Origin of the sequence: Roseospirillum parvum (genome assembly GCF_900100455.1) — a bacterium.
GTDB lineage: Bacteria > Pseudomonadota > Alphaproteobacteria > Rhodospirillales > Rhodospirillaceae > Roseospirillum > Roseospirillum parvum.
This window is the reverse complement of the sequence record NZ_FNCV01000001.1, coordinates 439,344-458,774: the sequence shown is the minus strand read 5'-3', so window position 1 is coordinate 458,774 and position 19,431 is coordinate 439,344. Positions and strand designations below refer to the sequence as shown.

Below are 19,431 nucleotides of genomic sequence, written 5' to 3'. Positions count from 1 at the left end.
CACGGCTCAGACGGCGTAGTGGCCCAGCGCCGCCTTGACCAGATGATAGGTGATCAGAAGCTGCGACAGGGCCAGCGGATGGCTGGTCGCCTGGGTGTTGTTGACGTCGGTGAAGCGCCCCAGGTTGTCGCGCAGGTGGCTGGCCTCGGGGATCAGGTTCCACACCAGATCCTCCATGGCCATGGCGCGCCGGTCGTCGACCTCGCCGGAGATGTCGAGCACGTCGACCGGCTTGCCGTCGGTGTCGCGGGCCAGTTCCAGGCGGATGCCGTGCTTGGAGCCCTCGACGATCGGCGTCAGGTCGGGGTGCGGCAGGGTGGGACGCAGGGTGTGGCGCACGTTCAGCTTGGCCCCGGTCTCCTCGCCCTGGCCTTCCGGCCGGTAGAAGCTGACCACCATGTCGGCGAAGGTGCGCTGCGGGCGGATGAAGTGCTCGGAATCGTGGACCCGGTGCTCGAGCTGCTTGATCACCTGCTCCTCGGTATAGCCGCGCTTGGTGGTGTCGCGGTGGATCTTCCAGGCCACCCTGAGGTCTTCCTCGGGCTCCAGGTAGACCTTGACGTCGTAGCAGTCGCGCATGGCCCGGGTCGAGTAGCCGAGCAGCCCCTCGAGGATGATGTATTCCTTGGGCTCGACGTACTCCGGACGGTCCAGGGTGCCGGTCGAGTGGTTGTAGATCGGCTTGAGGATCGGATGACCGTCGCGCAGCAGGCGGATGTGCTGCTCCAGAATGTCGACGTGGTTGCAGCGCGGATCGAGCGCCGACAGGCCGTTGGCGGCCCGCTCCTTGCGGTCATAGGCGTGATAGTCGTCGGTGCAGATGGTGGCCACGCGGTCAGCCCCCAGCACGTTGGCGATGCCGGCGGTCAGGGTGCTCTTGCCGGCCGCGGAATCGCCGACGATGCCCAGGATGACGGGCCGGTCGAGCTTGCGGTTCTTGGGCATGGACTGGGACTCCTGCTGTCTCTGGAGGGGGCTGAACCGGCGGGCCATGGACGCACCCCCCTGGCTCGCCCCCAATAGGCCGAAATGCGGCCGCCGTTTGATCATGATGCAACGGGTCCTGACGGGTCACGGAAACGCGGGCGGGACGGGGTGGTGGGGTCGGGCGGTCTCAGGCCGCCGGGCCCGCCTCGGCGCGCTTGTGATAGGTGGTCAGGAACTGGCGCTCGCCGGAAACCCCGGAGACCATCAGGGTCTGGGTCTTCTCGAAGAAGCGGTCGCGCCCCACGCCCTCCAGCAACAGGCCGGTGGTGATGCCGGTGGCGCAGAAGAAGACGCGGTCCGAGGAAACCAGCTCATCGGTCTGGTACCAGCGGGCGGTGTCCATCCCGGCGGCGGTGACGGCGGCCCGCTCGGTGGCCAGTTGCGGGTCCATGCGGCCCAGGAACTCGCCGCCCAGGGCGCGGATGGCGCAGGCGGTCATGATCCCTTCCGGAGTGCCGCCGGTGCCCATCAGGGCATCGACGCCGCTGTCCGGAATGGCCGCCATCAGCGCCCCGGCCACGTCGCCGGCCGGGTACAGGGCGACCCGGGCGCCGCAGTCGTAGATCGCCTCGACCAGCCGCTTGTGGCGCGGCTTTTCCAGCACGTAGACGGTCAGCTCGCTGACCGGCTTGCCGATCTCGCGCGACAGCACCCGGAGCTTTTCCGAGACCGGGGCGGCCGGGTCGATCTTGCCCTTGACCGCCGGCGGGCCGGCGAACTTTTCCATATAGAAACAGGGCCCGGGCTCGAACATGGTGCCGCGCGGGGCCATGGCGATCACCGCCATGGCGTTGGTCATGCCCTTGGCCAGATAGCTGGTGCCCTCGACCGGATCGACCGCGATGTCGAACTGCACCGAGTGGGCCGGGTTGCCGATCTGCTCGCCGTTGTAAAGGGCCGGCGCCTCGTCCTTCTCGCCCTCGCCGATGACCACCACGCCGTCGATGGGCAGGCGGTTCAACTCGCCGCGCATGGCCTCCACGCCGGCCAGATCGCCGCGATTCTTGTCGCCCCGGCCGATCCAGTCATAGGCGGCGCGGGCGGCGGCCTCGGTGATGGTGCGCAGGCCGAAGGTGAACAGCGGGGCACGGGGGCGGGCCGTGTCCTCGGCCGGGGTCGTCTCGGGGGTGGCGCTCATGGGTTCGGACGTCCTCCTGGAAAGGTGGTGGGAGATCATGGGGGCGAGCGCCGATCCCGGGGAACACCCGGGCGGGCGGGAGAAACCTCTTTTTCAGGTGGGGGAATACCTACACCAACGGGTGGTTCCGGGCAAGCCGCGCCCCTTCCCGCAGGTCGGGCGGCGGGCGGTGGATTTGCGGGAAGAGGTGGTGGAAAACGCGAAGAACCGGGCTGGAAAGCCCTCAGACCCGGGCCGCCACGGCGGCCAGGCTCAACGGACCACGCCCCCGCAGGGCGCCCTCGGCGCGCCGCGCCCGCTTGACCTGGTACATGGCCAGATCGGCCTGGCGCAGCACTTCCTCGGCGCAGCCCTCGCGGCCGGAAAACCCGTGCACGCCGAAGCTGGCATTCAGGGTCAGCGTCGCCTCGGGCAGGGTGACCGTCTGGCGGTGCAGGTCGCGCGACAGCCGTTCGGCGCGCGACAGCCCATCCTCCCACGGGGTGCGCGGCATCAGCACGGCGAACTCGTCACCGCCCAGACGGCCGACCGCGTCGCTGTCGCGCACATCGGCGAGCAGCCACTGGGCCAGATGGCACAGCAGGGCATCGCCGGCGGCGTGTCCCTGGGTATCGTTGACCGCCTTGAAGCCGTCGAGGTCGATGAAGATCAGCACCCCGGGTTCGTCGTGGCGCCGCGCCTCGGCCAGGGTCTGGCGCAGGCGACGCCCGAAGCCGCGCCGATTGAGCACCCGGGTCAGCTCGTCGGTTTCGGTCAGCCGCTCGAGGTCCGCGATGCGCCGGTTCTGGGCGGCCAGACGGGCCGCGATCTCCTCGGCGATGGACAGCGCCAGATCGGCCAACCCCTCCGAGCCGGCGACCGCCGGACCCGCCCCGTCCCCCGGCGCCGTGGCCTTCAGATAAGCCCCGATGCGCGCCACATGAGCCGCCAGATCGGCGTCGCTGATCGCCGACAGGTCAAGCTCGGCCGGATCGAGCATCACCGGCAGGGGGCGTGGCCAGGGGGTGGGCTGGGTCATTGGCGGGTCTCCCCGACTCCGTCAAAGGGGGGCAAAGGGCGCAAAGCGTCCGAGGGCCGGCGGTCACCTCGCCGGCGGCCTTCTGCCGCCCCCGAGGCAGGCGACCGCCAGCCCTCGGGGTGTTTCCAGCACACCGCGTGCCAGTCGCACAGGCGACCGCCGGCGGCGCCTGGAGACTGCCCCACCCGGCACCGCCGTCGCCCCGGCGGACCGATTCTGCCGGGCGGGCGGCAGGAATTTCCCACCGCCCGCGCCCCGTCACGCCGATGCCTTGTTGCCGTCCCATCTTGTTGCCGCCCCATCTTGTTCCCGCCCCATGACGGGGAGTACCCTCGGAGGCGCCCCGCACCGTCACCCGGAGACCGTCCTTGATGCGCCGCCGCCCCGCGCTGTCCGCCGCCCTCCTCGCCCTGGCCGTCGCCGTCACCGCGCCGGCCAGCGCCGAGCCGGTGCCCGACCCCATCCCCCACCAGGCGACCTACCGCATGAGCCTGCTGCGCACCCAGCCGGGAACCGGGGTGAACGGGGTGGATGGCGACATGGTCTATCGGCTGACCGACACCTGCGACGGCTGGGCGGTGGAAAGCCGCACCGAGTTGACCATCTCCGGCACCACCTCGCTGCATACCCGCTACAGCTATCTGGCCTGGGAGGCGCGCGACGGCAGCCGCTTCACCTTCCGCACCCACAACCAGCGCAACGGGCGCACCGTGGAGGCCTACGAGGGCGAAGCCGAACGCACCGACGACGGCCGCCTGGAAGCCGTTTTCCGCAGCGACGGCGAAGTCATCCGGCGCCTCGACCTGCCGGCCGACACCCTGCTGCCGATGGCCCACGCCATCGCCCTGTTGCGACGCGCCCAGGACGGCGAGCGCTTTTTCAACGCCCCGCTGTTCGACGGCTCGACCCCGGAAAACCGCTATCAGGTGGGCATCGGCATCGGGGGCCGGCTGGCCGCCGACCTGCCCGGCGACCTGGACAGCCCGCTGCTCGCCTTGCCCTCGTGGCCGATCAACCTGGCCTTCTTCCTGGACGACAAGCAGAACAGCGTGCCGCGCTTCGAGATGACCATGCGCTACCACCTGAACGGGGTCAGCCAGCGTCTGATCCAGAGCTATCCCGAGTTCACCCTGAAAGGCACCCTGAGCGACCTCGCCCCCTCCCCGGCGCCGGACTGCTAGAGGCCCGTGGCGCGGATGGACAACAAGGTGGGGGCTTTGCCCCCACACCCCCACCGGGGGGACTGGGTCCCCCCGGACCCCGCCAGTTCGTTGGTGGAGCCCCAGACACCCGAGCCGAACGCGGCAGGTGTTTGGTTGCAGGCCGGCCTTGGCCGGCCTGCTTAACAACCCGAAAGACGCTTCAGAGCGCCTTCGGCTGTCGGAGGCGTGTTTCGCTGGGGATGATTTCAGCAGACCAGCGAAGCTGGCCTGCAACCAAAAAACCACCCGCGCCCGGCTCCGAATCAACGTTTCACGCCAACGACAGGAGGGGGTCCGGGGGACCGCCTTCGGTCCCCCGGCGGGGCAAGGGGCAGCGCCCCTTGTTTACGAGACCTACCGGCCTTGATCTCCCGACGGCCACAGCCAGGCGGCGCCGCGCACGCCGCTGGAATCGCCGTGGACCGGCGGGCGGATCGGGGTGGTGACGGTGTCGGAAAAGACATAGGCCGGCAGGCGCCGGGGCAGTTCGTCGTAAAGGTGGGCCAGCCCGGAGAGCCCGCCGCCGAGCACGATCACCGCGGGGTCGAGGAGGTTGATCACCGAGGCCAGCCCCCGGGCCAGCCGGTCGGCGTGGCGATCCAGGGTGGCCTGGGCGACGGCACAGCCCTCGTGCGCCGCCGCCACGATGGCCTTGGGATCGGTTTCGGTCCCGCCGGCCCGGGCGTGGTCGGCGGCCAGCCCGGGACCGGAGAGGAAGGTTTCCAGGCAGCCGTGCCGGCCGCAGTAGCAGGCCGGACCGGGCCGCTCGTGGTCGGCCGGCCAGGGCAGCGGGTTGTGCCCCCATTCGCCGGCGATGGCGTTGGGTCCGGCCAGCGGCCGCCCGCCGACCACCACGCCGCCGCCCACCCCGGTGCCCAGGATCACCCCGAACACACTGGCCGCCCCGGCCCCGGCGCCGTCGCTGGCCTCGGACAGGGCGAAGCAGTCGGCGTCGTTGGCCAGGCGCACCGGGCGGTTCAGGGCGGCGGCCAGATCGCGGTCGAGCGGGCGGCCGATCAGCCAGGTGGAGTTGGCGTTCTTGACCAGCCCGCTGGCCGGCGAGATGGCGCCCGGAATGCCCACCCCGACCCGCCCCCGGACGCCCAGTTCGCGCTCGGCGGCGGCGATCAGGTCGGCCACGGCGCGGATGGTCGCCGGGTAGTCATCGCGCGGCGTCGGCACCCGGCGACGCAGGCGGCAGGTGCCGGCGCCGTCGAGGGCGATGACCTCGATCTTGGTGCCCCCCAGGTCGACCCCGAAACGCGGGCCGCCCGGGGAGGCGGTCCCGGCCGGGTCTTGCCAGGGCGATCCATTCTGTGCCATGCAACCTCACCCTCCCATTGCCACCCAGCCCTCCGTCGGCACGCCGCCGGCGCGTCGGGGTCTTGGCCGAACCAGGCGTGCCGCTGCCGATGACCAGCCTGACGGAGTCCCCCCATCTGCCGGCCCCCGGCGAGGAGTTGATCTATCCGCTGCCCGAGCCGCCGTCCACCGGCGAGCTGATCGAGGTGGCGCCCGGCGTGCGCTGGCTGCGCCTGCCGCTGCCCTTCGCGCTGGACCACGTCAACCTGTGGCTGATCGACGAGGACGACGGTGCGACCCTGGTCGACACCGGCATCGACCGCCCGGAAAGCCGCGCGGTGTGGGAGCAGGTGCTGGCCGGGCCGCTGCGCCACCGCCCCATCCGGCGCATCGTCTGCACCCATTTCCACCCCGACCACATGGGTCTGGCCGGCTGGCTGGGGGCCCGCTTCGGCGCCCCGCTGCTGGCCACCGCCGGCGAATGGGCCTTTGCCCGGGCGCTCAGCCTGGACACCGGGCCGCGCTATGTGGAGCGCCAGCTCGCCTTCTACCGCCGGGCCGGGCTGGATCGCGACATGCTGGGCGAGATCGGGGCCCGGGGCAACAGCTATGCCGAGCGGGTGGGGCCGATCCCGGACACCTACCAGCGGCTGCTCGACGGCATGACGCTGACCCTGGGCGGTCGCCCGTGGCGGGTGATCACCGGGCGCGGCCACGCGCCGGAACATGCCTGCCTGTACTGCCCCGATCTGGACGTCCTGATCTCCGGCGACCAGGTGCTGCCCCGCATCAGCCCCAACGTGGGGGTGTGGCCCCAGGAGCCGGACGGCGACCCGCTGCCGCTGTTCCTGGCCTCGTTGGAGCGCCTGCGCATCCTGCCCGGCAACGTGCTGGTGCTGCCCTCGCACGGGCGGCCCTTCCGGGGGCTGCGGGCCCGCCTCGACACCCTGGCCGAGCACCACCGCGAGCGCCTGCGGCTGGCCGAGGCGGCCTGCCCGGACGCGGGCGCCGGGGTGTCCGGGGCGGAGGTCATCCCCGCCCTGTTCAAGCGCGCCATGGACACCCATCAGACCATCTTCGCGGTCGGCGAGAGTCTGGCCCACCTGCACCTGTTGTGGCACGCCGGGCGTCTGATCCGACAGACCGACGCCGCCGGCGTGGCCCGCTTCCGACGCCTGTAGGCGACCCCGCGCGCCGCCCCTTGACCCGGGGCATGAATAAGACATCTCTTATATATTAGATCCCCCGTCGCCCCAGGGAGGCTCCAGGAGATGACCCAGCCGCACCCCGACGTCAGCGCCTTCTTCGACCCCGACACCGCCACGGTGAGCTATCTGGTGGCCGACCCGTCAAGCGGCCGGGCGGCGGTGATCGACCCGGTGCGCGACTACGACCCGGCCGCCGGGCGCACCGGCGCGGCCAGCGCCGAGGCCATCATCGAGGCCGCCAGGAGCCGTCAATTGACCGTCGACTGGGTGCTCGACACCCATGTCCATGCCGATCACCTGTCGGCCCTGCCGCTGATCCAGGCGGCGCTCGGCGGGCGGACCGGCATCGGCGCCCGGGTGCCCCAGGTCCAGGCCCTCTTCGCCGCCGCCTTCGGGCTGGACGATCTGGCCCGCGACGGCCGCCAGTTCGACCACCTGTTCGACGATGACGAGACCTTCCAGGTGGGCAACATCACCGCCCGGGCCATCGCCACCCCGGGCCACACCCCGGCCTGCGTGAGCTACCTGATCGGCGACGCCCTGTTCACCGGCGATGCCCTGTTCATGCCCGACTTCGGCACCGCCCGCTGCGACTTCCCCGGCGGCGACGCCGGCCAGCTCCACGACTCCCTGCGGCGTCTGCTGGCCCTGCCCCCGGAAACCCGGGTTTTCGTCGGCCACGACTACGCGCCCGGGGGCCGCCAACCGGCCTGGGAGAGCACCATCGCCGAGCAGCGGCGCGACAACATCCATGTCGGCGCCACGGCCGGCCTGGATCGCGACGGATTCATCGAGATGCGCCAGGGGCGCGACGCCACCCTGCCCATGCCGCGCCTGATCCTGCCCTCGGTGCAGGTCAACATCGCGGCCGGCGCCCTGCCCCAGGCCGACGCCGAGGGCCGACGCTTCCTGAAAATCCCGCTCGACCAATTCTAAAAAAGTCGGTTGCAATCGACCGCGCTTCCCTCCACATCAAGCCTTTGGCTCTCCGCCCCCCGGTGCCCGGGCCGGGCGGCGGGGCCGCGTCGAGGGTGCCGGGATGGCCGCTTCCAAGCTGCGGGCGATGATCGACCAGTTGCCCGACTTCCTGTGGGAAGTCGATGCCGAGGCCCGCTACACTTTCGCCAGCGCCGGCGTCGAGCGCTTGCTCGGCCGCGCCCCGGAGGCGATCATCGGCCTCACGCCGTTCGACCTGATGCCGCCCGACGAGGCACAACGCATCGCCGACCAGTTCACCGACATTATCGCCCGCAAGGCCCCCTTCGAGGGCCTGATCAACCGCAACCTGCGCCCGGACGGCCGCGAGGTGGTGCTGGAAACCTCCGGCGTGCCGCTGTTCGACGCCGCCGGCACGCTGATCGGCTATCGCGGCATCGACCGCGACGTCACCGACCGTCTGGCCGCCGAAACGCGCAGCCGGCTGCTGATGCGGATTTTCGAGCAGTCCTCGGACATGATCATCGTCACCGACCCGAATGGCGTGATCACCCACGTCAACCCGGCCTTCGAGGCGCTGACCGGCTGGGCGGCCGAGGACGCGGTGGGCCGCACCCCGGCCATGCTGGCCTCCGGCCACACCCCGCGCGGCGTGCATGAGGACCTGTGGCAACACCTCCAGGCGGGCCGCGAGTGGCGCGGCGAGCTGCTCGACCGGCGGCGCGACGGGGCCCCGTTCTGGGTCGAAACGGCGATCCTGCCGATCCGCGACGAACGGGACACCATCACCCACTTCGTCTCCCTCCAGCACGATATCACCAAGCGCAAGCTGGCCGAACTGGCCCTGGCCGAGGCGCGCGAGAAGGCCGAGGTGGCGAGCCGCGCCAAGTCGGACCTGCTGGCCAACATGAGCCACGAGTTACGCACCCCCCTGAACGCCATCATCGGCTTTTCCTCGATCATGCGCGACGGCATCTTCGGCCCGCTGGCCAACGGCCGCTACGAGGGCTACACCGCCGACATCCATGCCTCGGCCAGCCACCTTTTGGCCCTGATCAACGACATCCTGGACATGGCGGCGGTCGAGGCCGACCGCATCACCCTGTTCGAGGAGGACATCGAACCGCGCGAGCTGATCCAGGGCAGCGCCCGCCTGCTGGCCCATCAGGCGGCGCAGAAATCCATCGACATGACCCTGGCCATCGATCCCGGCCTGGGGCACCTGCGCGGCGATGCCCGGCGGCTGCGCCAGATCCTGGTCAACCTGATCTCCAACGCCGTCAAGTTCACCCTGGACGGCGGCCGGGTGTCCATCACCGCCAGCCGCTGCCCGCGCAGCGGCGACCTTGTGATCGAGGTCGAGGACACCGGCATCGGCATGACCGACAGCGAGCTGACCATCGCCCTGGAGCGCTTCGGCCAGGTCGACAACCCGCTCAGCCGCCGCCAGCCGGGCACCGGCCTGGGGCTGCCGCTGGCCCAGGGCCTGGCCCGCGCCCACGGCGGCCGGCTCGACCTGAAAAGCCGCAAGGGCGAAGGCACGCGGGCCCGCCTGCGCCTGCCCGCCGAGCGTCTGACCGCACCGGCAACGACCGCCCCCACCTCGACCGACCCGGAGCGCCCGGCGCGGGTCGCCTACCTGATCTACCGCAGCCGGCCCAAGACCCTGGACCCGGCCGGGCTGAGCGAGATCCGGCTGGCCTCGGAACGCCACAACCAGACGGCCGACCTGACCGGGGCCCTGGTCGTCGGCGACAGCTTCATCCTGCAGTACCTGGAAGGCAGCCCGGAACAGGTGGACGCGGTGTTCGAGCGCATCCGCTCCGATCCGCGCCACGACGCGGTGGAGGTGCTGGACCGCGGCGAAACCGCCAGCCGCATGTTCGCCGACTGGTCGATGAAGGTGCGCCGACGCGGTGATGCCGACCTGTGGCGGCTGAGCGGCGCCGGCGAGAAGGCCGGGATCGACGCCTATCGCGCCCTCGGCCAGCGCACCGTCTACCTGCGCCTGCTGGTCGCCGAGACGGTTGATCTGTAAGGCGGCATGGGCCACCAGTCCACCGCGCCCCCCAAAACGATGGCATTGGCGCATAACCGGGCCTGACAGGTTCATCCCGGAAGTGGTACCCTGCGCCTCCGACACGCGCCGCCATCCCCCCCGGGCCGCGCCCCCGCCGGCAGCCAGAAGGCCCTGCCGGAGGCATGGCGAGGACCCGGCGGCATACACCCCGGAAACCCTGTCCGTGCCCGTCAGCCGTCCTTCCCCCACCGCCCTGGGCGCCCGCCAATTGCTGGCCAGCGGCCTGATCCTGGTCCTGCTGGCGGCCCTGGCCCACTTCGCCGTGCAGACCGAACGCGACCGGCTGAGCCAGGCCCTGCACGCCCGGGTGGTCGAGCACGCCGCCGCCCTGCGCACCCGCCTGGAAGCGGAGCTGAACGCCAACGTCTTCCTGGCCAACGGCCTGCTGGCCCACGTCCAGGCCATGGACGGCCACCTCGAGGACAGCATCACCGCCGCCTTGGCCGCCCTGCACCGCTTCGGGCGTCATGTCCGCAACATCGGGGTGGCCCCCGGCAACCGGATCAGCGAGGTCTATCCGGTCGAGGGGAACGAGGCGGCGATCGGCCTTTATTACCCCGACCTGCCGGGCCAGTGGCCGGCGGTCAAGCGGGCCATCGACAGCGGGCGCACCGTGCTCGCCGGGCCGGTGAACCTGCGCCAGGGCGGCCGCGGGTTGATCAGCCGCACCCCGGTCTTCCTGGACGACGGCGAGTACTGGGGCATCCTCAGTCTGGTCCTTGACGCCGACTCGCTGTTCACCTCGGTCGGCCTGACCGACAGCGGGGACGGCTTCCGCCACGCCGTGAAGGGGACGGACGGACGGGGCGCCGAGGGCGAGGTGTTCCTGGGCGATCCCACCCTGTTCCAGGCCCGGCCGGTCACCGCGACGGTGGCCGTGCCCGGTGGCACCTGGATCCTGGCCGCCGCTCCCCAGGCCGGCTGGCGGTCCGGGACCGGTCATCTGGTGTGGATCGAGGGTGGCCTGTTGGTTCTCGCTGTCCTGCTCGCCGGGCTGACCCTGGTCTACCAGAGCGACCGCCTGCGCATCGCGGCCAGCGAGGCCCGGCTGCGCGCCTTCATGGAAACCACCCGCGACGCGGTGATCGTCATCGACGACGCCGGCATGATCCAGGAATTCAACCCGGCCGCCTGCGAGCTGTTCGGCTACGACGCCGAGGAGATGACCGGCACCACCGTCAACCGCCTGATGACCGGACCCGACGCCGCCACCCACGACGCCCATGTGCGCGCCGCGCCCTCGGCGGCGGTGCGGCTGATGGGGCGCCAGCGGCGCATCATCGGCCGGCGTCGCGACGGCAGCGAAGTGCCGCTGGAGATCGCGGTCAGTCAGGCCACCATCGGCGACCAACGCCTGCATGTGGGGGTGGCGCGCGACATCACCGAGCGCGAGGCGGTCGAGGCCCGGCTGCGCCAGTTGGCCGACACCGACGGCCTGACCGGCCTGCTCAACCGACGCGCCTTCATGGAAAGCCTGGAAGCCCTGGCCGGGCAGGCGCGGCGCTACGGCCGACCGCTGTCGCTGCTGACCATCGACGCCGACCATTTCAAGCGCATCAACGACACCCACGGCCACCCGGCGGGCGACGCCGTGCTGGTCCACCTTGCGGCGCTGGTCCGTGCCGCGCTGCGCGATTGCGATCAGATCGGGCGCCTGGGCGGCGAGGAATTCGCCGCCCTGCTGCCGGAAACCGACGCCGAGGGGGCGCTGCGGCTGGCCGACCGCCTGCTGGAGACGGTGCGCACCACTCCGGCCGACATCCCCTCGGGACCGTCGATCAGCTTCACGGTGAGCCTCGGCGTGGCCACCCTGGGCGGCCCGGAGGAGAGCACCGAAAGCCTGCTGCAACGGGCCGATCAGGCCCTGTACGGCGCCAAGGCCGGGGGGCGGGACAGGGCCGTTGCGGCCCCCGGGCCCGCCCCGTGAGGTCCCCGCCTCAGGCCGCCGGGGCGACGCCCTTGTCGGCCAGCAGGCTCGACAACTCGCCGGTCTCGGCCATCTCGCGCACGATGTCGCAGCCGCCGACGAACTCGCCGGCCACGTAGAGCTGCGGGATGGTCGGCCAGCTGCTGAACTCCTTGATGCCCTGGCGCAGGGCCTCGTCCTCCAGCACGTTGATGCCCTTGAACTTGACCTGAAGCTTGGTCAGCACCTGCACCACGGCGGCCGAGAAGCCGCACTGCGGGAAGGTCGGCGTGCCCTTCATGAACAGCACCACGGAATTGTCGGCGATTTCCTGGGCGATGCGGGCCTGGGTGGGGTCGGCGGTGTCGGTCATGGCGCGGCGGACATCCTGAACTTGAGGGATGGAAAATCTGGCGAACTGAAAACAGTTGCGGCTTGAAATACCGCGCCTCCCCATATGGCCGGGCCAAGGGGGCCTGTCAATGCGCCGCCTTTTCGGCGCTCTCCTGGCCGGCCAGCGCCGGCTTGCGGCGCCGCCTCGCATAGCCCGACACGAACACCGCCAGACCGCACCAGACCAGCCCGAAGGCCACCCCGTGATTGGTGGTGAAGGGCTCGCCGAAGGCCAGGGTGGCGAGCAGCAGTTGCAGGGTCGGGTTCATGTACTGCATCAGCCCGAGCACGGCCAACGGCATGCGCTGGCCGGCGAAGGCGAACAGGGTCAGCGGCAGGGCGGTGGTCAGAAGGCCGGCCAGCGGCAGGCCGATGTCCACCCCCGCCCCCAGGCCGCCGAGAAAGGCGCCCTGGCCGTTCACCGCCAGCCAGACCAGCCAGACCAGGGCCGGGCCGGCGACCAGCGCCGTCTCGACGAACAGGCCGACGATGGGGTCGACCGGGGCCAGCTTGCGCAGCAGGCCATAGGTGCTGAACGAGACGGCCAGGATGAGGGCGATCCACGGCACCGCGCCGACCGCGGCGACCATCCAGCCCACCCCCAGGGCGACCAGGGCGATGGCCAGCCACTGGCGACGGCGCAATTTCTCGCCCAGCACCAGGGTGGCCAGCAGCACGGTGACCAGGGGGAAGATGAAATAGCCCATGGCCGTCTGCACCACGGCGTCGTGGGCCACCGCCCAGATGAAGGTCAGCCAGTTGATGGAGATGGCCACCGTGCTGCCCAGGAACAGCCAGCGCAGACGGCGGTCGCGGGCGATGGCCACCACCTTGTGCCAGCCCCGGGTCAGGGCGATGGGCAGGGCCAGCAGCAGCACCGCCCAGACCACCCGGTGGGCCAGGATCTCGGGCGCCGGCACGCTGGCCAGCAGCTTGAACAGCAGGGGAGAGAAGCCCCAGATGCCATAGGCCGCCACCGCCGCCAGCAGGCCGATGGGGCGGATCGGCTCGCCGCCCGGCGGCGGGCTCACGGGCGGCGCATCCGGTGGGCTCGGCTGACGGCTCAATCCTCGGCCGGCTGGGTCTGCAGGGCGAGGGCGTGCAACTCGCCGCCGACCCGGCCCTTCAAGGCCTGATAGACCATCTGGTGCTGCTGGACGCGGGTCTTGCCGGCAAAGGCGGCGGAAATCACCTGCGCGGCGTAGTGGTCGCCATCACCGCCCAGATCCTCGATGGTGATGCGGGCGTCGGGCAGGGCTTCCTTGATCAGGCGTTCGATCTCGCTGGCGTCCATGGCCATGGGGTAACTCACTCCTGGCTGTCGGGGGCAGAGGGGGTCGAACCGTCCATATAGGTCGGCAACCAGTCTTCGTGGAGGGCACGCAGGCGATCCAGGGCCAGCGTACCGGGCTGGCCGGCCAGGGTGAGGCTCTCGCCGCCGCTGGTGCCGATGCGCCGCGCCACCACCCCGGCCTCGGCGGCGCGGGCGATCAGCGCCTCGGCATCGGCCGCCGGCACGGCCACCACGTAGCGTCCCTGGTCCTCGCCGAACTGCGCCTGGACGGTGCCCAGGGAAAGCTCGGCCCCGAGGTTGCCGGCCAGACACATCTCGGCCACCGCGACCAGCAGGCCGCCATCGGACACATCGTGGCAGGTGTCGCAGGCGCCGCCGGCGATCAACTCGCGGACCAGGGCCCCGGCGCGCCGCTCGGCGGCCAGATCAACCGGCGGCGGCGGGCCGTCCTCGCGGCCCAGCACCTCGCGCAGGTAGAGCGACTGGCCGAGCCAGCCGGCCTCCGGGTCCTCGGGCCCGCCGAGCAGCACCAGGGCCTGCCCGGGCGCCTTCAGGTCGATGGTCGCCATGCGCTCCACGTCCTCCAGCACGCCCAGGCCGCCGATGGCGGGGGTCGGCAGGATGGGCTCGCCGGCGGTCTCGTTGTACAGCGACACGTTGCCGGAAACGACCGGGAACTCAAGGGCTTCGCAGGCCGCCGCCATGCCCCGGCAGGCGCCCACGAACTGGCCCATGATCTCGGGCTTTTCCGGGTTGCCGAAGTTCATGTTGTCGGTGACGGCGAGCGGCCGGGCGCCAACCGCCGACAGGTTGCGGTAGGCCTCGGCCACCGCCTGGGCGCCGCCGCTTTCCGGATGGGCGCGGCAGTAGCGCGGCGTGCAGTCGGTGGTCAGGGCGAGGCCCCGGTTGCTGCCATGCAGGCGGACCACGGCGGCATCGCCGCCCGGGCGCTGCACGGTGTCGCCCATCACCATGTGGTCGTACTGTTCCCAGATCCAGCGCCGGCTGGCCACATCGGGGCTGGCGATCAGGGTGGCGAGCGCCGCGTCCCAGGTCGGGTGGGCGGGCAGCGCCGCTTCGTCGAGCGGCGCCGGGGCCGGGGTGTCGACCCACGGGCGGTCGTACTCCGGGCTGGCCTGGGCCAGCGGATCGATCGGCAGGTCGGCCACCGTCTCGCCATGCCAGGTCAGCACCATGCGCCCGCTGTCGGTGAGCCGGCCGATGATGGCGAAGTCGAGGCCCCACTTCTCGAAGATGCCGCGCGCAGTGTCCTCGCGCCCGGGCTTCAAGACCATCAGCATGCGCTCCTGCGATTCGGAGAGCATCAACTCATAGGGCGTCATGCCGGTTTCGCGCATCGGCACCTGGTCGAGGGCCAATTCCACCCCCATGCCGCCCTTGGAGGCCATCTCGAAGGACGACGAGGTGAGTCCGGCCGCCCCCATGTCCTGGATGGCGACGATGGCATCGGTGGCCATCAGCTCCAGGCAGGCCTCGATCAGCAGCTTCTCGGTGAACGGGTCGCCGACCTGCACGGTGGGCCGCTTTTCCTGGGAATCCTCGTTGAACTCGGCGCTCGCCATGGTGGCGCCGTGGATGCCGTCGCGCCCCGTCTTGCTGCCCACGTAGACCACCGGATTGCCCACCCCGGCGGCGGCCGAATAGAAGATGCGGTCGGCCGGGGCCACGCCGACGGTCATGGCGTTGACCAGGATGTTGCCGTTGTAGGCGGGGTGGAAGTTGACCTCGCCGCCCACCGTGGGCACGCCCACGCAGTTGCCGTAGCCGCCGATGCCGGCCACCACGCCGGCCACCAGATGCCGGGTCTTGGGGTGGTCCGGGCTGCCGAAGCGCAGGGCGTTGAGGTTGGCCACCGGGCGGGCGCCCATGGTGAAGACGTCGCGCAGGATGCCGCCGACCCCGGTCGCGGCGCCCTGGTAGGGCTCGATGAAGCTGGGGTGGTTGTGGCTTTCCATCTTGAAGACGGCGGCCTGCCCGTCGCCGATGTCGACCACCCCGGCGTTCTCGCCCGGGCCGCAGATCACCCAGGGCGCCGTGGTGGGCAGGGTCTTCAGCCACTTCTTCGAGCTTTTGTACGAGCAGTGCTCGGACCACATGACCGAGAAGATGCCAAGCTCGACCAGATTGGGCGCCCGGCCGAGGATGTTCAGCACCTCGGCGTATTCCGGCTCGTTCAGACCGTGGGCGGCGATGACGTCGGGGGTGGGCTCGGTCACGGCGATGGGGGCTCCGGCAGCGGGCGACGGGGGACGACGGGAAGTAAGGCTCAGGCGGCCAGGGATTCGGCCAGCGCGCTGAACAGGGGGGCGCCATCGGTGCCGCCCAGCAGGGGATCGGCCAGACGCTCCGGATGCGGCATCAGGCCGAGCACCCGGCGGTTGGCCGACAGCACCCCGGCGATGTTGCGGCGGCTGCCGTTGGGATTGGCGGCGGCGCTGGCGGTGCCGTCGGCGTCGGTGTAGCGGAAGGCGACCCGGCCCTCGCCCTCCAGCAGATCGAGCGTCGCCGGGTCGGCGAAATAGTTGCCGTCGTGGTGGGCCACCGGCACGCGGATCACCTGATCGGGCGCATAGTGGGCGGTGAACGGGGTGTCGGTCGCCTCGACGCGCAGGAAAACATCGCGGCAGATGAAGCGCAGGGACTGGTTGCGCATCAGCACGCCGGGCAGCAGGCCGCACTCGGTCAGCACCTGAAAGCCGTTGCAGATGCCGAGCACCGCCACCCCCTGGTCGGCCCGCGCCTTGACCTCGCGCATCACCGGGGCGTGGGCGGCCATGGCGCCGGAGCGCAGATAGTCGCCGTGCGAGAAACCGCCGGGCAGGACGATCAGGTCGACCTTGGGCAGCTCGGTGTCGGCGTGCCAGTGCATGATCGGGTCGTGCCCGGTGGCGGCGCGCAGCGACACGGCCACGTCGCGGTCGCAGTTGGAGCCGGGGAAGACGATGACGGCGGCGCGCATGTCCCTACCCCTCGATGTCCACGCGGTAGTCTTCGATCACCGTGTTGGCGAGCAGCTCGCGGCACATCTTCTCGACGCTGGCCCGTGCCGCCTCGGGGTCGGTCTCGGCCAGGGTCAGCTCGATCACCTTGCCCTGGCGGACCTCCTCGACGCCGGCGAAGCCCAGCCCGCCCAGGGCCGACTGCACCGCCTTGCCTTGCGGATCAAGAACGCCGTTCTTCAGGGTGACGTGGACGGTGGCTTTCACCTTTTGGCTCTCCGCTTGGTCTTTTGAGGGTCACTGGATGGTGTCGGTGGAGCGCGCGTCGGCGGGGCCGCTTTCGGGCAGGATGCCCAGGCGCCGCGCCACTTCCTGGTAGGCCTCTTCCACCTTGCCCATGTCGCGGCGGAAGCGGTCCTTGTCCATCTTCTCGTTGGTCGCGATGTCCCACAGGCGGCAGTTGTCGGGGCTGATCTCGTCGGCCAGCACCAGTTGGATGTCGCCGTTGTCGTGGTACAGGCGGCCGAACTCCAACTTGAAGTCGACCAGCCGGATGCCGATGCCGAGGAACAGGCCACACAGGAAATCGTTGACCCGGATGGTCAGGGACACGATCTCGTCGATCTCGCCCACCGTGGCCCAGCCGAAGGCGGTGATGTGCTCTTCCGAGCACATCGGATCGTCCAGCTCGTCGTTCTTGTAGTAGTACTCGATGACGGCGCGCGGCAGCGGCGTCCCCTCGGGAATGCCGAAGCGCTTGGACAGCGAGCCGGCGGCGACGTTGCGCACCACCACCTCGATGGGCACGATCTCCACCTCGCGCACCAGCTGCTCGCGCATGTTCAGGCGGCGGATGAAGTGGGTCGGCACGCCGACCTCGCCCAGCCGGGTCATCAGGTATTCGCTGATCCGGTTGTTCAGCACGCCCTTGCCGGTGATGACGCCCTTCTTCTTGTTGTTGAAGGCGGTGGCATCGTCCTTGAAGTACTGGATCACCGTGCCCGGCTCCGGCCCCTCGAACAGGACCTTGGCCTTGCCTTCGTAGATCTGGCGGCGACGCTTCATGGGATGGGGGCTCCGAAAGACAATCCGCCCCCCGGCCACCCCTCGACGATCAAGGGGCCGGTCGGCGGTCGCCGAGAGGATCGGCACGCGGTCAGGGGTCAAGGATCAGGAACGCCCCATATAGCAGCCCCGCCGCCGCCCGGCAACGTGCGGATCGGGGGGACGATCAGGGACACGACAAGGCCTGGCCCGTTCACTCGCCGGCCGGCGGCTGGGGCGCCTTCTTGGGCTCGGGCAGTTCGGTGCGCGGCGCCTTCAATGGCCCGCGGTAGTCGCTGACCCCCTGGGCCAGGGCCCAGCAGGCCAGACGCACCGACTTGGGGATGTCCACCTTGTCGCCGTCGCGCTCGCCCTTTTCGTAGTACTGCACCACGCGACGCTTCAGGCCCAGGGCCTCGGCGGCCTGCTTCTGCGACATCCCCAGCGATTTGCGCCAGGTCTTGAAATCGGTCGGGGTCATCTCGGGCATGGCGGCAGGGCTGGCATCCGGGCTGTCCGAAAGGTCGGTGGCGGCTCGGCCAAGGTCGGTCATGGTGGATCGGGGGGGCGAACAGGGGGAGAGGCGGAGGGGCAGCCGACAACGGAACGGCGGCATGAAATATGACTATATGATGTCACCCGCCACCTGGGAAGCCCCTGGACGACTCCCCCCGGTCATCCAGGTCGAGCGGCCGGAAAGGCGACTCCTCCGGCGGCCCGGCGGTGCCCAGCCACAGCGGCCGCACGGCGGGATCGGCGGGCAGGGCGATGAGCGCCGAGGAGCGCGTGCCGAAGCCGGTTTCCATCTGGAAACTCAGCGCGCTGCCCGGCACCCGATGGAGCGCCGGACCATCGCCGGTTTCGGCCAGCAGCACCGGCCAGGCTCCCCAGTCGGCCGGGTCCGGGCCCGGCCGCGGCGCCGGGGCGGCGCGGAAGCGCGGCAGGTGACGGGCGATCCGGGGATCGGCGTCACTGTCGTTCAATTCGTGGGCGGTCAAAAGGTGCAGCCCCGGCGGCACCGCCGTCACCTCGACGGAGGCCGCCCGGTGGGTGACCAGGAAGGCGCCGACGGCATCGGCCACCACCAGGTTGAAGGGACGGAAGGCATCGGGATCGAGGTCGGCCAGGGCCTCGGCGGCGGCCGCCGCCTCGGCGTGCTCCAGGGCTTCCAGCACCAACTCGCCCCGGGTCCGCTTGCCGACCGCCGGCCCCAGGGTGCCGGCCCGGTTGAGCACCGTGGCCACCACCCCGGCGTCGTTCAGGGCCAGCCAACTGCCGCCGCCCGACACGTCGAGCCCGCCGACCACATGCGGCCGGTCCGGCCAGTGGCGGGCCGGGGCGCGCCATGGTCGATCGGCCATCTCGTCGCGGTTGCCGGCCAGCAGCAGCGGCCAGTCGTGCCCCGGACGAACGAGCAGGACAACGGTGCACATCGGGTTTGCGGGCCTTGTCGATGCGAACGGACGAAAAACCGGGTGCACGCCCCGGGCCGCTTTGTGTATACCGGACCCACCCTTCCCGACAAACCCGATGATTCCAAAGGCCACCCGAGGGACCAGCAACCATGTCCGACGATGCCTGGCAGCAGCGCGAAAAAGGCTTCGAGACCAAGTACCAGCTCGACGAGAACATCCGCTTCAAGGTGACGGTGCGGCGCAACAAGCTGTTCGGCCTGTGGGCGGCCGGCGAGATGGGCCTGGCCGGCGGCGGGGCCGAGGCCTACGCCCGTCAGGTCATCGAAGCCGACTTCGAGGAAAAGGGCGACGACGACGTGATCCGCAAGGTGCTGGCGGACATGACCGCCAACGACCTGGAAACCACCGCCGGCCGGCTGCGAATCCGCCTCGACAAGTGCCAGGACGAAGCCCTGCGCCAGATCCAGGACGAGATCGAGAGCGGCCAGCAGCACATCGTCGACGACACCCTGTAGGCGACGGCGCCCCCGCCCGGATCATCGGGAAGC

At 70.8% G+C, this 19,431-nt stretch carries 19 protein-coding genes; 6 read left to right on the top strand and 13 right to left on the bottom strand.

What is annotated here, in order from left to right; all coding sequences use genetic code 11:
* Window positions 1-6 precede the first annotated feature (6 nt).
* The 3 genes from BLR95_RS01900 to BLR95_RS01890 form a co-directional block, all read right to left on the bottom strand.
* The gene (locus BLR95_RS01900; protein ID WP_092614495.1) at window positions 7-945 is read right to left on the bottom strand and encodes a phosphoribulokinase; all 939 of its coding nucleotides are present in this window, start codon (window positions 943-945) and stop codon (window positions 7-9) included.
* 169 nt (window positions 946-1,114) lie between these two features.
* A complete protein-coding gene (glpX, locus tag BLR95_RS01895) occupies window positions 1,115-2,125 on the bottom strand; it encodes a class II fructose-bisphosphatase (protein WP_092614492.1) in 1,011 nt (336 codons plus the stop codon).
* 223 nt (window positions 2,126-2,348) lie between these two features.
* Window positions 2,349-3,143 carry a GGDEF domain-containing protein gene (locus tag BLR95_RS01890; RefSeq protein WP_092614489.1) on the bottom strand — a complete coding sequence of 265 codons (795 nt, stop codon included), beginning with the start codon at window positions 3,141-3,143 and terminating at the stop codon, window positions 2,349-2,351.
* 371 nt (window positions 3,144-3,514) lie between these two features.
* Here BLR95_RS01890 and BLR95_RS01885 point away from each other — a divergent pair, with 371 nt between their 5' ends.
* Entirely contained in the window at window positions 3,515-4,324 is an 810-nt protein-coding gene (locus tag BLR95_RS01885; RefSeq protein WP_092614486.1) for an EipB family protein, read from the top strand.
* Between the two features lie 375 nt (window positions 4,325-4,699).
* Here the strand turns inward: BLR95_RS01885 and BLR95_RS01880 are convergent, their stop codons facing one another.
* A complete protein-coding gene (locus BLR95_RS01880) occupies window positions 4,700-5,668 on the bottom strand; it encodes an ROK family protein (protein WP_092614483.1) in 969 nt (322 codons plus the stop codon).
* Window positions 5,669-5,757: 89 nt separating this feature from the next.
* Here BLR95_RS01880 and BLR95_RS01875 point away from each other — a divergent pair, with 89 nt between their 5' ends.
* The 4 genes from BLR95_RS01875 to BLR95_RS01860 all read left to right on the top strand — a co-directional run bounded on the left by BLR95_RS01875 (window position 5,758) and on the right by BLR95_RS01860 (window position 11,798).
* Window positions 5,758-6,828 carry an MBL fold metallo-hydrolase gene (locus BLR95_RS01875; RefSeq protein WP_092614480.1) on the top strand — a complete coding sequence of 357 codons (1,071 nt, stop codon included), beginning with the start codon at window positions 5,758-5,760 and terminating at the stop codon, window positions 6,826-6,828.
* Between the two features lie 90 nt (window positions 6,829-6,918).
* A complete protein-coding gene (locus BLR95_RS01870; protein WP_092614477.1) occupies window positions 6,919-7,791 on the top strand; it encodes an MBL fold metallo-hydrolase in 873 nt (290 codons plus the stop codon).
* Between the two features lie 103 nt (window positions 7,792-7,894).
* Complete coding sequence (locus tag BLR95_RS01865; RefSeq protein ID WP_092614474.1) at window positions 7,895-9,829, top strand: PAS domain S-box protein; 1,935 nt, start codon at window positions 7,895-7,897, stop codon at window positions 9,827-9,829.
* A gap of 205 nt (window positions 9,830-10,034) precedes the next feature.
* The gene (locus BLR95_RS01860) at window positions 10,035-11,798 is read left to right on the top strand and encodes a diguanylate cyclase (protein ID WP_092614454.1); all 1,764 of its coding nucleotides are present in this window, start codon (window positions 10,035-10,037) and stop codon (window positions 11,796-11,798) included.
* Between the two features lie 10 nt (window positions 11,799-11,808).
* Here the strand turns inward: BLR95_RS01860 and grxD are convergent, their stop codons facing one another.
* From grxD to BLR95_RS01815, 9 genes are all read right to left on the bottom strand, one after another.
* The gene (gene grxD, locus BLR95_RS01855; RefSeq protein WP_092614451.1) at window positions 11,809-12,150 is read right to left on the bottom strand and encodes a Grx4 family monothiol glutaredoxin; all 342 of its coding nucleotides are present in this window, start codon (window positions 12,148-12,150) and stop codon (window positions 11,809-11,811) included.
* Between the two features lie 106 nt (window positions 12,151-12,256).
* On the bottom strand, window positions 12,257-13,201 hold the full coding sequence (gene rarD, locus BLR95_RS01850; RefSeq protein ID WP_176787517.1) for an EamA family transporter RarD: 945 nt from the start codon (window positions 13,199-13,201) through the stop codon (window positions 12,257-12,259).
* A 32-nt stretch (window positions 13,202-13,233) separates the two neighbouring features.
* Window positions 13,234-13,470 carry a BolA family protein gene (locus BLR95_RS01845; protein ID WP_092614446.1) on the bottom strand — a complete coding sequence of 79 codons (237 nt, stop codon included), beginning with the start codon at window positions 13,468-13,470 and terminating at the stop codon, window positions 13,234-13,236.
* An 8-nt stretch (window positions 13,471-13,478) separates the two neighbouring features.
* On the bottom strand, window positions 13,479-15,701 hold the full coding sequence (purL, locus tag BLR95_RS01840; protein ID WP_092614443.1) for a phosphoribosylformylglycinamidine synthase subunit PurL: 2,223 nt from the start codon (window positions 15,699-15,701) through the stop codon (window positions 13,479-13,481).
* 50 nt (window positions 15,702-15,751) lie between these two features.
* Complete coding sequence (gene purQ, locus BLR95_RS01835) at window positions 15,752-16,444, bottom strand: phosphoribosylformylglycinamidine synthase subunit PurQ (RefSeq protein WP_092614440.1); 693 nt, start codon at window positions 16,442-16,444, stop codon at window positions 15,752-15,754.
* Window positions 16,445-16,448: 4 nt separating this feature from the next.
* Entirely contained in the window at window positions 16,449-16,691 is a 243-nt protein-coding gene (gene purS / locus BLR95_RS01830; protein ID WP_092614437.1) for a phosphoribosylformylglycinamidine synthase subunit PurS, read from the bottom strand.
* Window positions 16,692-16,721: 30 nt separating this feature from the next.
* Window positions 16,722-17,489 carry a phosphoribosylaminoimidazolesuccinocarboxamide synthase gene (gene purC / locus BLR95_RS01825; protein WP_092614434.1) on the bottom strand — a complete coding sequence of 256 codons (768 nt, stop codon included), beginning with the start codon at window positions 17,487-17,489 and terminating at the stop codon, window positions 16,722-16,724.
* Window positions 17,490-17,682: 193 nt separating this feature from the next.
* On the bottom strand, window positions 17,683-18,021 hold the full coding sequence (locus BLR95_RS01820; protein WP_245689178.1) for a helix-turn-helix domain-containing protein: 339 nt from the start codon (window positions 18,019-18,021) through the stop codon (window positions 17,683-17,685).
* An 82-nt stretch (window positions 18,022-18,103) separates the two neighbouring features.
* Window positions 18,104-18,901, bottom strand: a complete 798-nt coding sequence (locus tag BLR95_RS01815; protein WP_092614431.1) for an NRDE family protein — start codon at window positions 18,899-18,901, stop codon at window positions 18,104-18,106.
* Window positions 18,902-19,032: 131 nt separating this feature from the next.
* Between BLR95_RS01815 and BLR95_RS01810 the strand changes: the two genes are divergently transcribed.
* Window positions 19,033-19,398 (top strand): DUF1476 domain-containing protein, encoded by a 366-nt coding sequence (locus tag BLR95_RS01810; protein ID WP_092614428.1) that lies wholly within the window; start codon window positions 19,033-19,035, stop codon window positions 19,396-19,398.
* Window positions 19,399-19,431 lie beyond the last annotated feature (33 nt).

What these genes read in the sequence shown, in the direction of transcription:
- BLR95_RS01900 (WP_092614495.1), bottom strand. Translation starts at nt 945, where the DNA reads ATGCCCAAGAACCGCAAGCTCGACCGGCCCGTCATCCTGGGCATCGTC.
- glpX (WP_092614492.1), bottom strand. Translation starts at nt 2,125, where the DNA reads ATGAGCGCCACCCCCGAGACGACCCCGGCCGAGGACACGGCCCGCCCC.
- BLR95_RS01890 (WP_092614489.1), bottom strand. Translation starts at nt 3,143, where the DNA reads ATGACCCAGCCCACCCCCTGGCCACGCCCCCTGCCGGTGATGCTCGAT.
- BLR95_RS01885 (WP_092614486.1), top strand. Translation starts at nt 3,515, where the DNA reads ATGCGCCGCCGCCCCGCGCTGTCCGCCGCCCTCCTCGCCCTGGCCGTC.
- BLR95_RS01880 (WP_092614483.1), bottom strand. Translation starts at nt 5,668, where the DNA reads ATGGCACAGAATGGATCGCCCTGGCAAGACCCGGCCGGGACCGCCTCC.
- BLR95_RS01875 (WP_092614480.1), top strand. Translation starts at nt 5,758, where the DNA reads ATGACCAGCCTGACGGAGTCCCCCCATCTGCCGGCCCCCGGCGAGGAG.
- BLR95_RS01870 (WP_092614477.1), top strand. Translation starts at nt 6,919, where the DNA reads ATGACCCAGCCGCACCCCGACGTCAGCGCCTTCTTCGACCCCGACACC.
- BLR95_RS01865 (WP_092614474.1), top strand. Translation starts at nt 7,895, where the DNA reads ATGGCCGCTTCCAAGCTGCGGGCGATGATCGACCAGTTGCCCGACTTC.
- grxD (WP_092614451.1), bottom strand. Translation starts at nt 12,150, where the DNA reads ATGACCGACACCGCCGACCCCACCCAGGCCCGCATCGCCCAGGAAATC.
- BLR95_RS01845 (WP_092614446.1), bottom strand. Translation starts at nt 13,470, where the DNA reads ATGGCCATGGACGCCAGCGAGATCGAACGCCTGATCAAGGAAGCCCTG.
- purQ (WP_092614440.1), bottom strand. Translation starts at nt 16,444, where the DNA reads ATGCGCGCCGCCGTCATCGTCTTCCCCGGCTCCAACTGCGACCGCGAC.
- purC (WP_092614434.1), bottom strand. Translation starts at nt 17,489, where the DNA reads ATGAAGCGTCGCCGCCAGATCTACGAAGGCAAGGCCAAGGTCCTGTTC.
- BLR95_RS01820 (WP_245689178.1), bottom strand. Translation starts at nt 18,021, where the DNA reads ATGACCGACCTTGGCCGAGCCGCCACCGACCTTTCGGACAGCCCGGAT.
- BLR95_RS01815 (WP_092614431.1), bottom strand. Translation starts at nt 18,901, where the DNA reads ATGTGCACCGTTGTCCTGCTCGTTCGTCCGGGGCACGACTGGCCGCTG.
- BLR95_RS01810 (WP_092614428.1), top strand. Translation starts at nt 19,033, where the DNA reads ATGTCCGACGATGCCTGGCAGCAGCGCGAAAAAGGCTTCGAGACCAAG.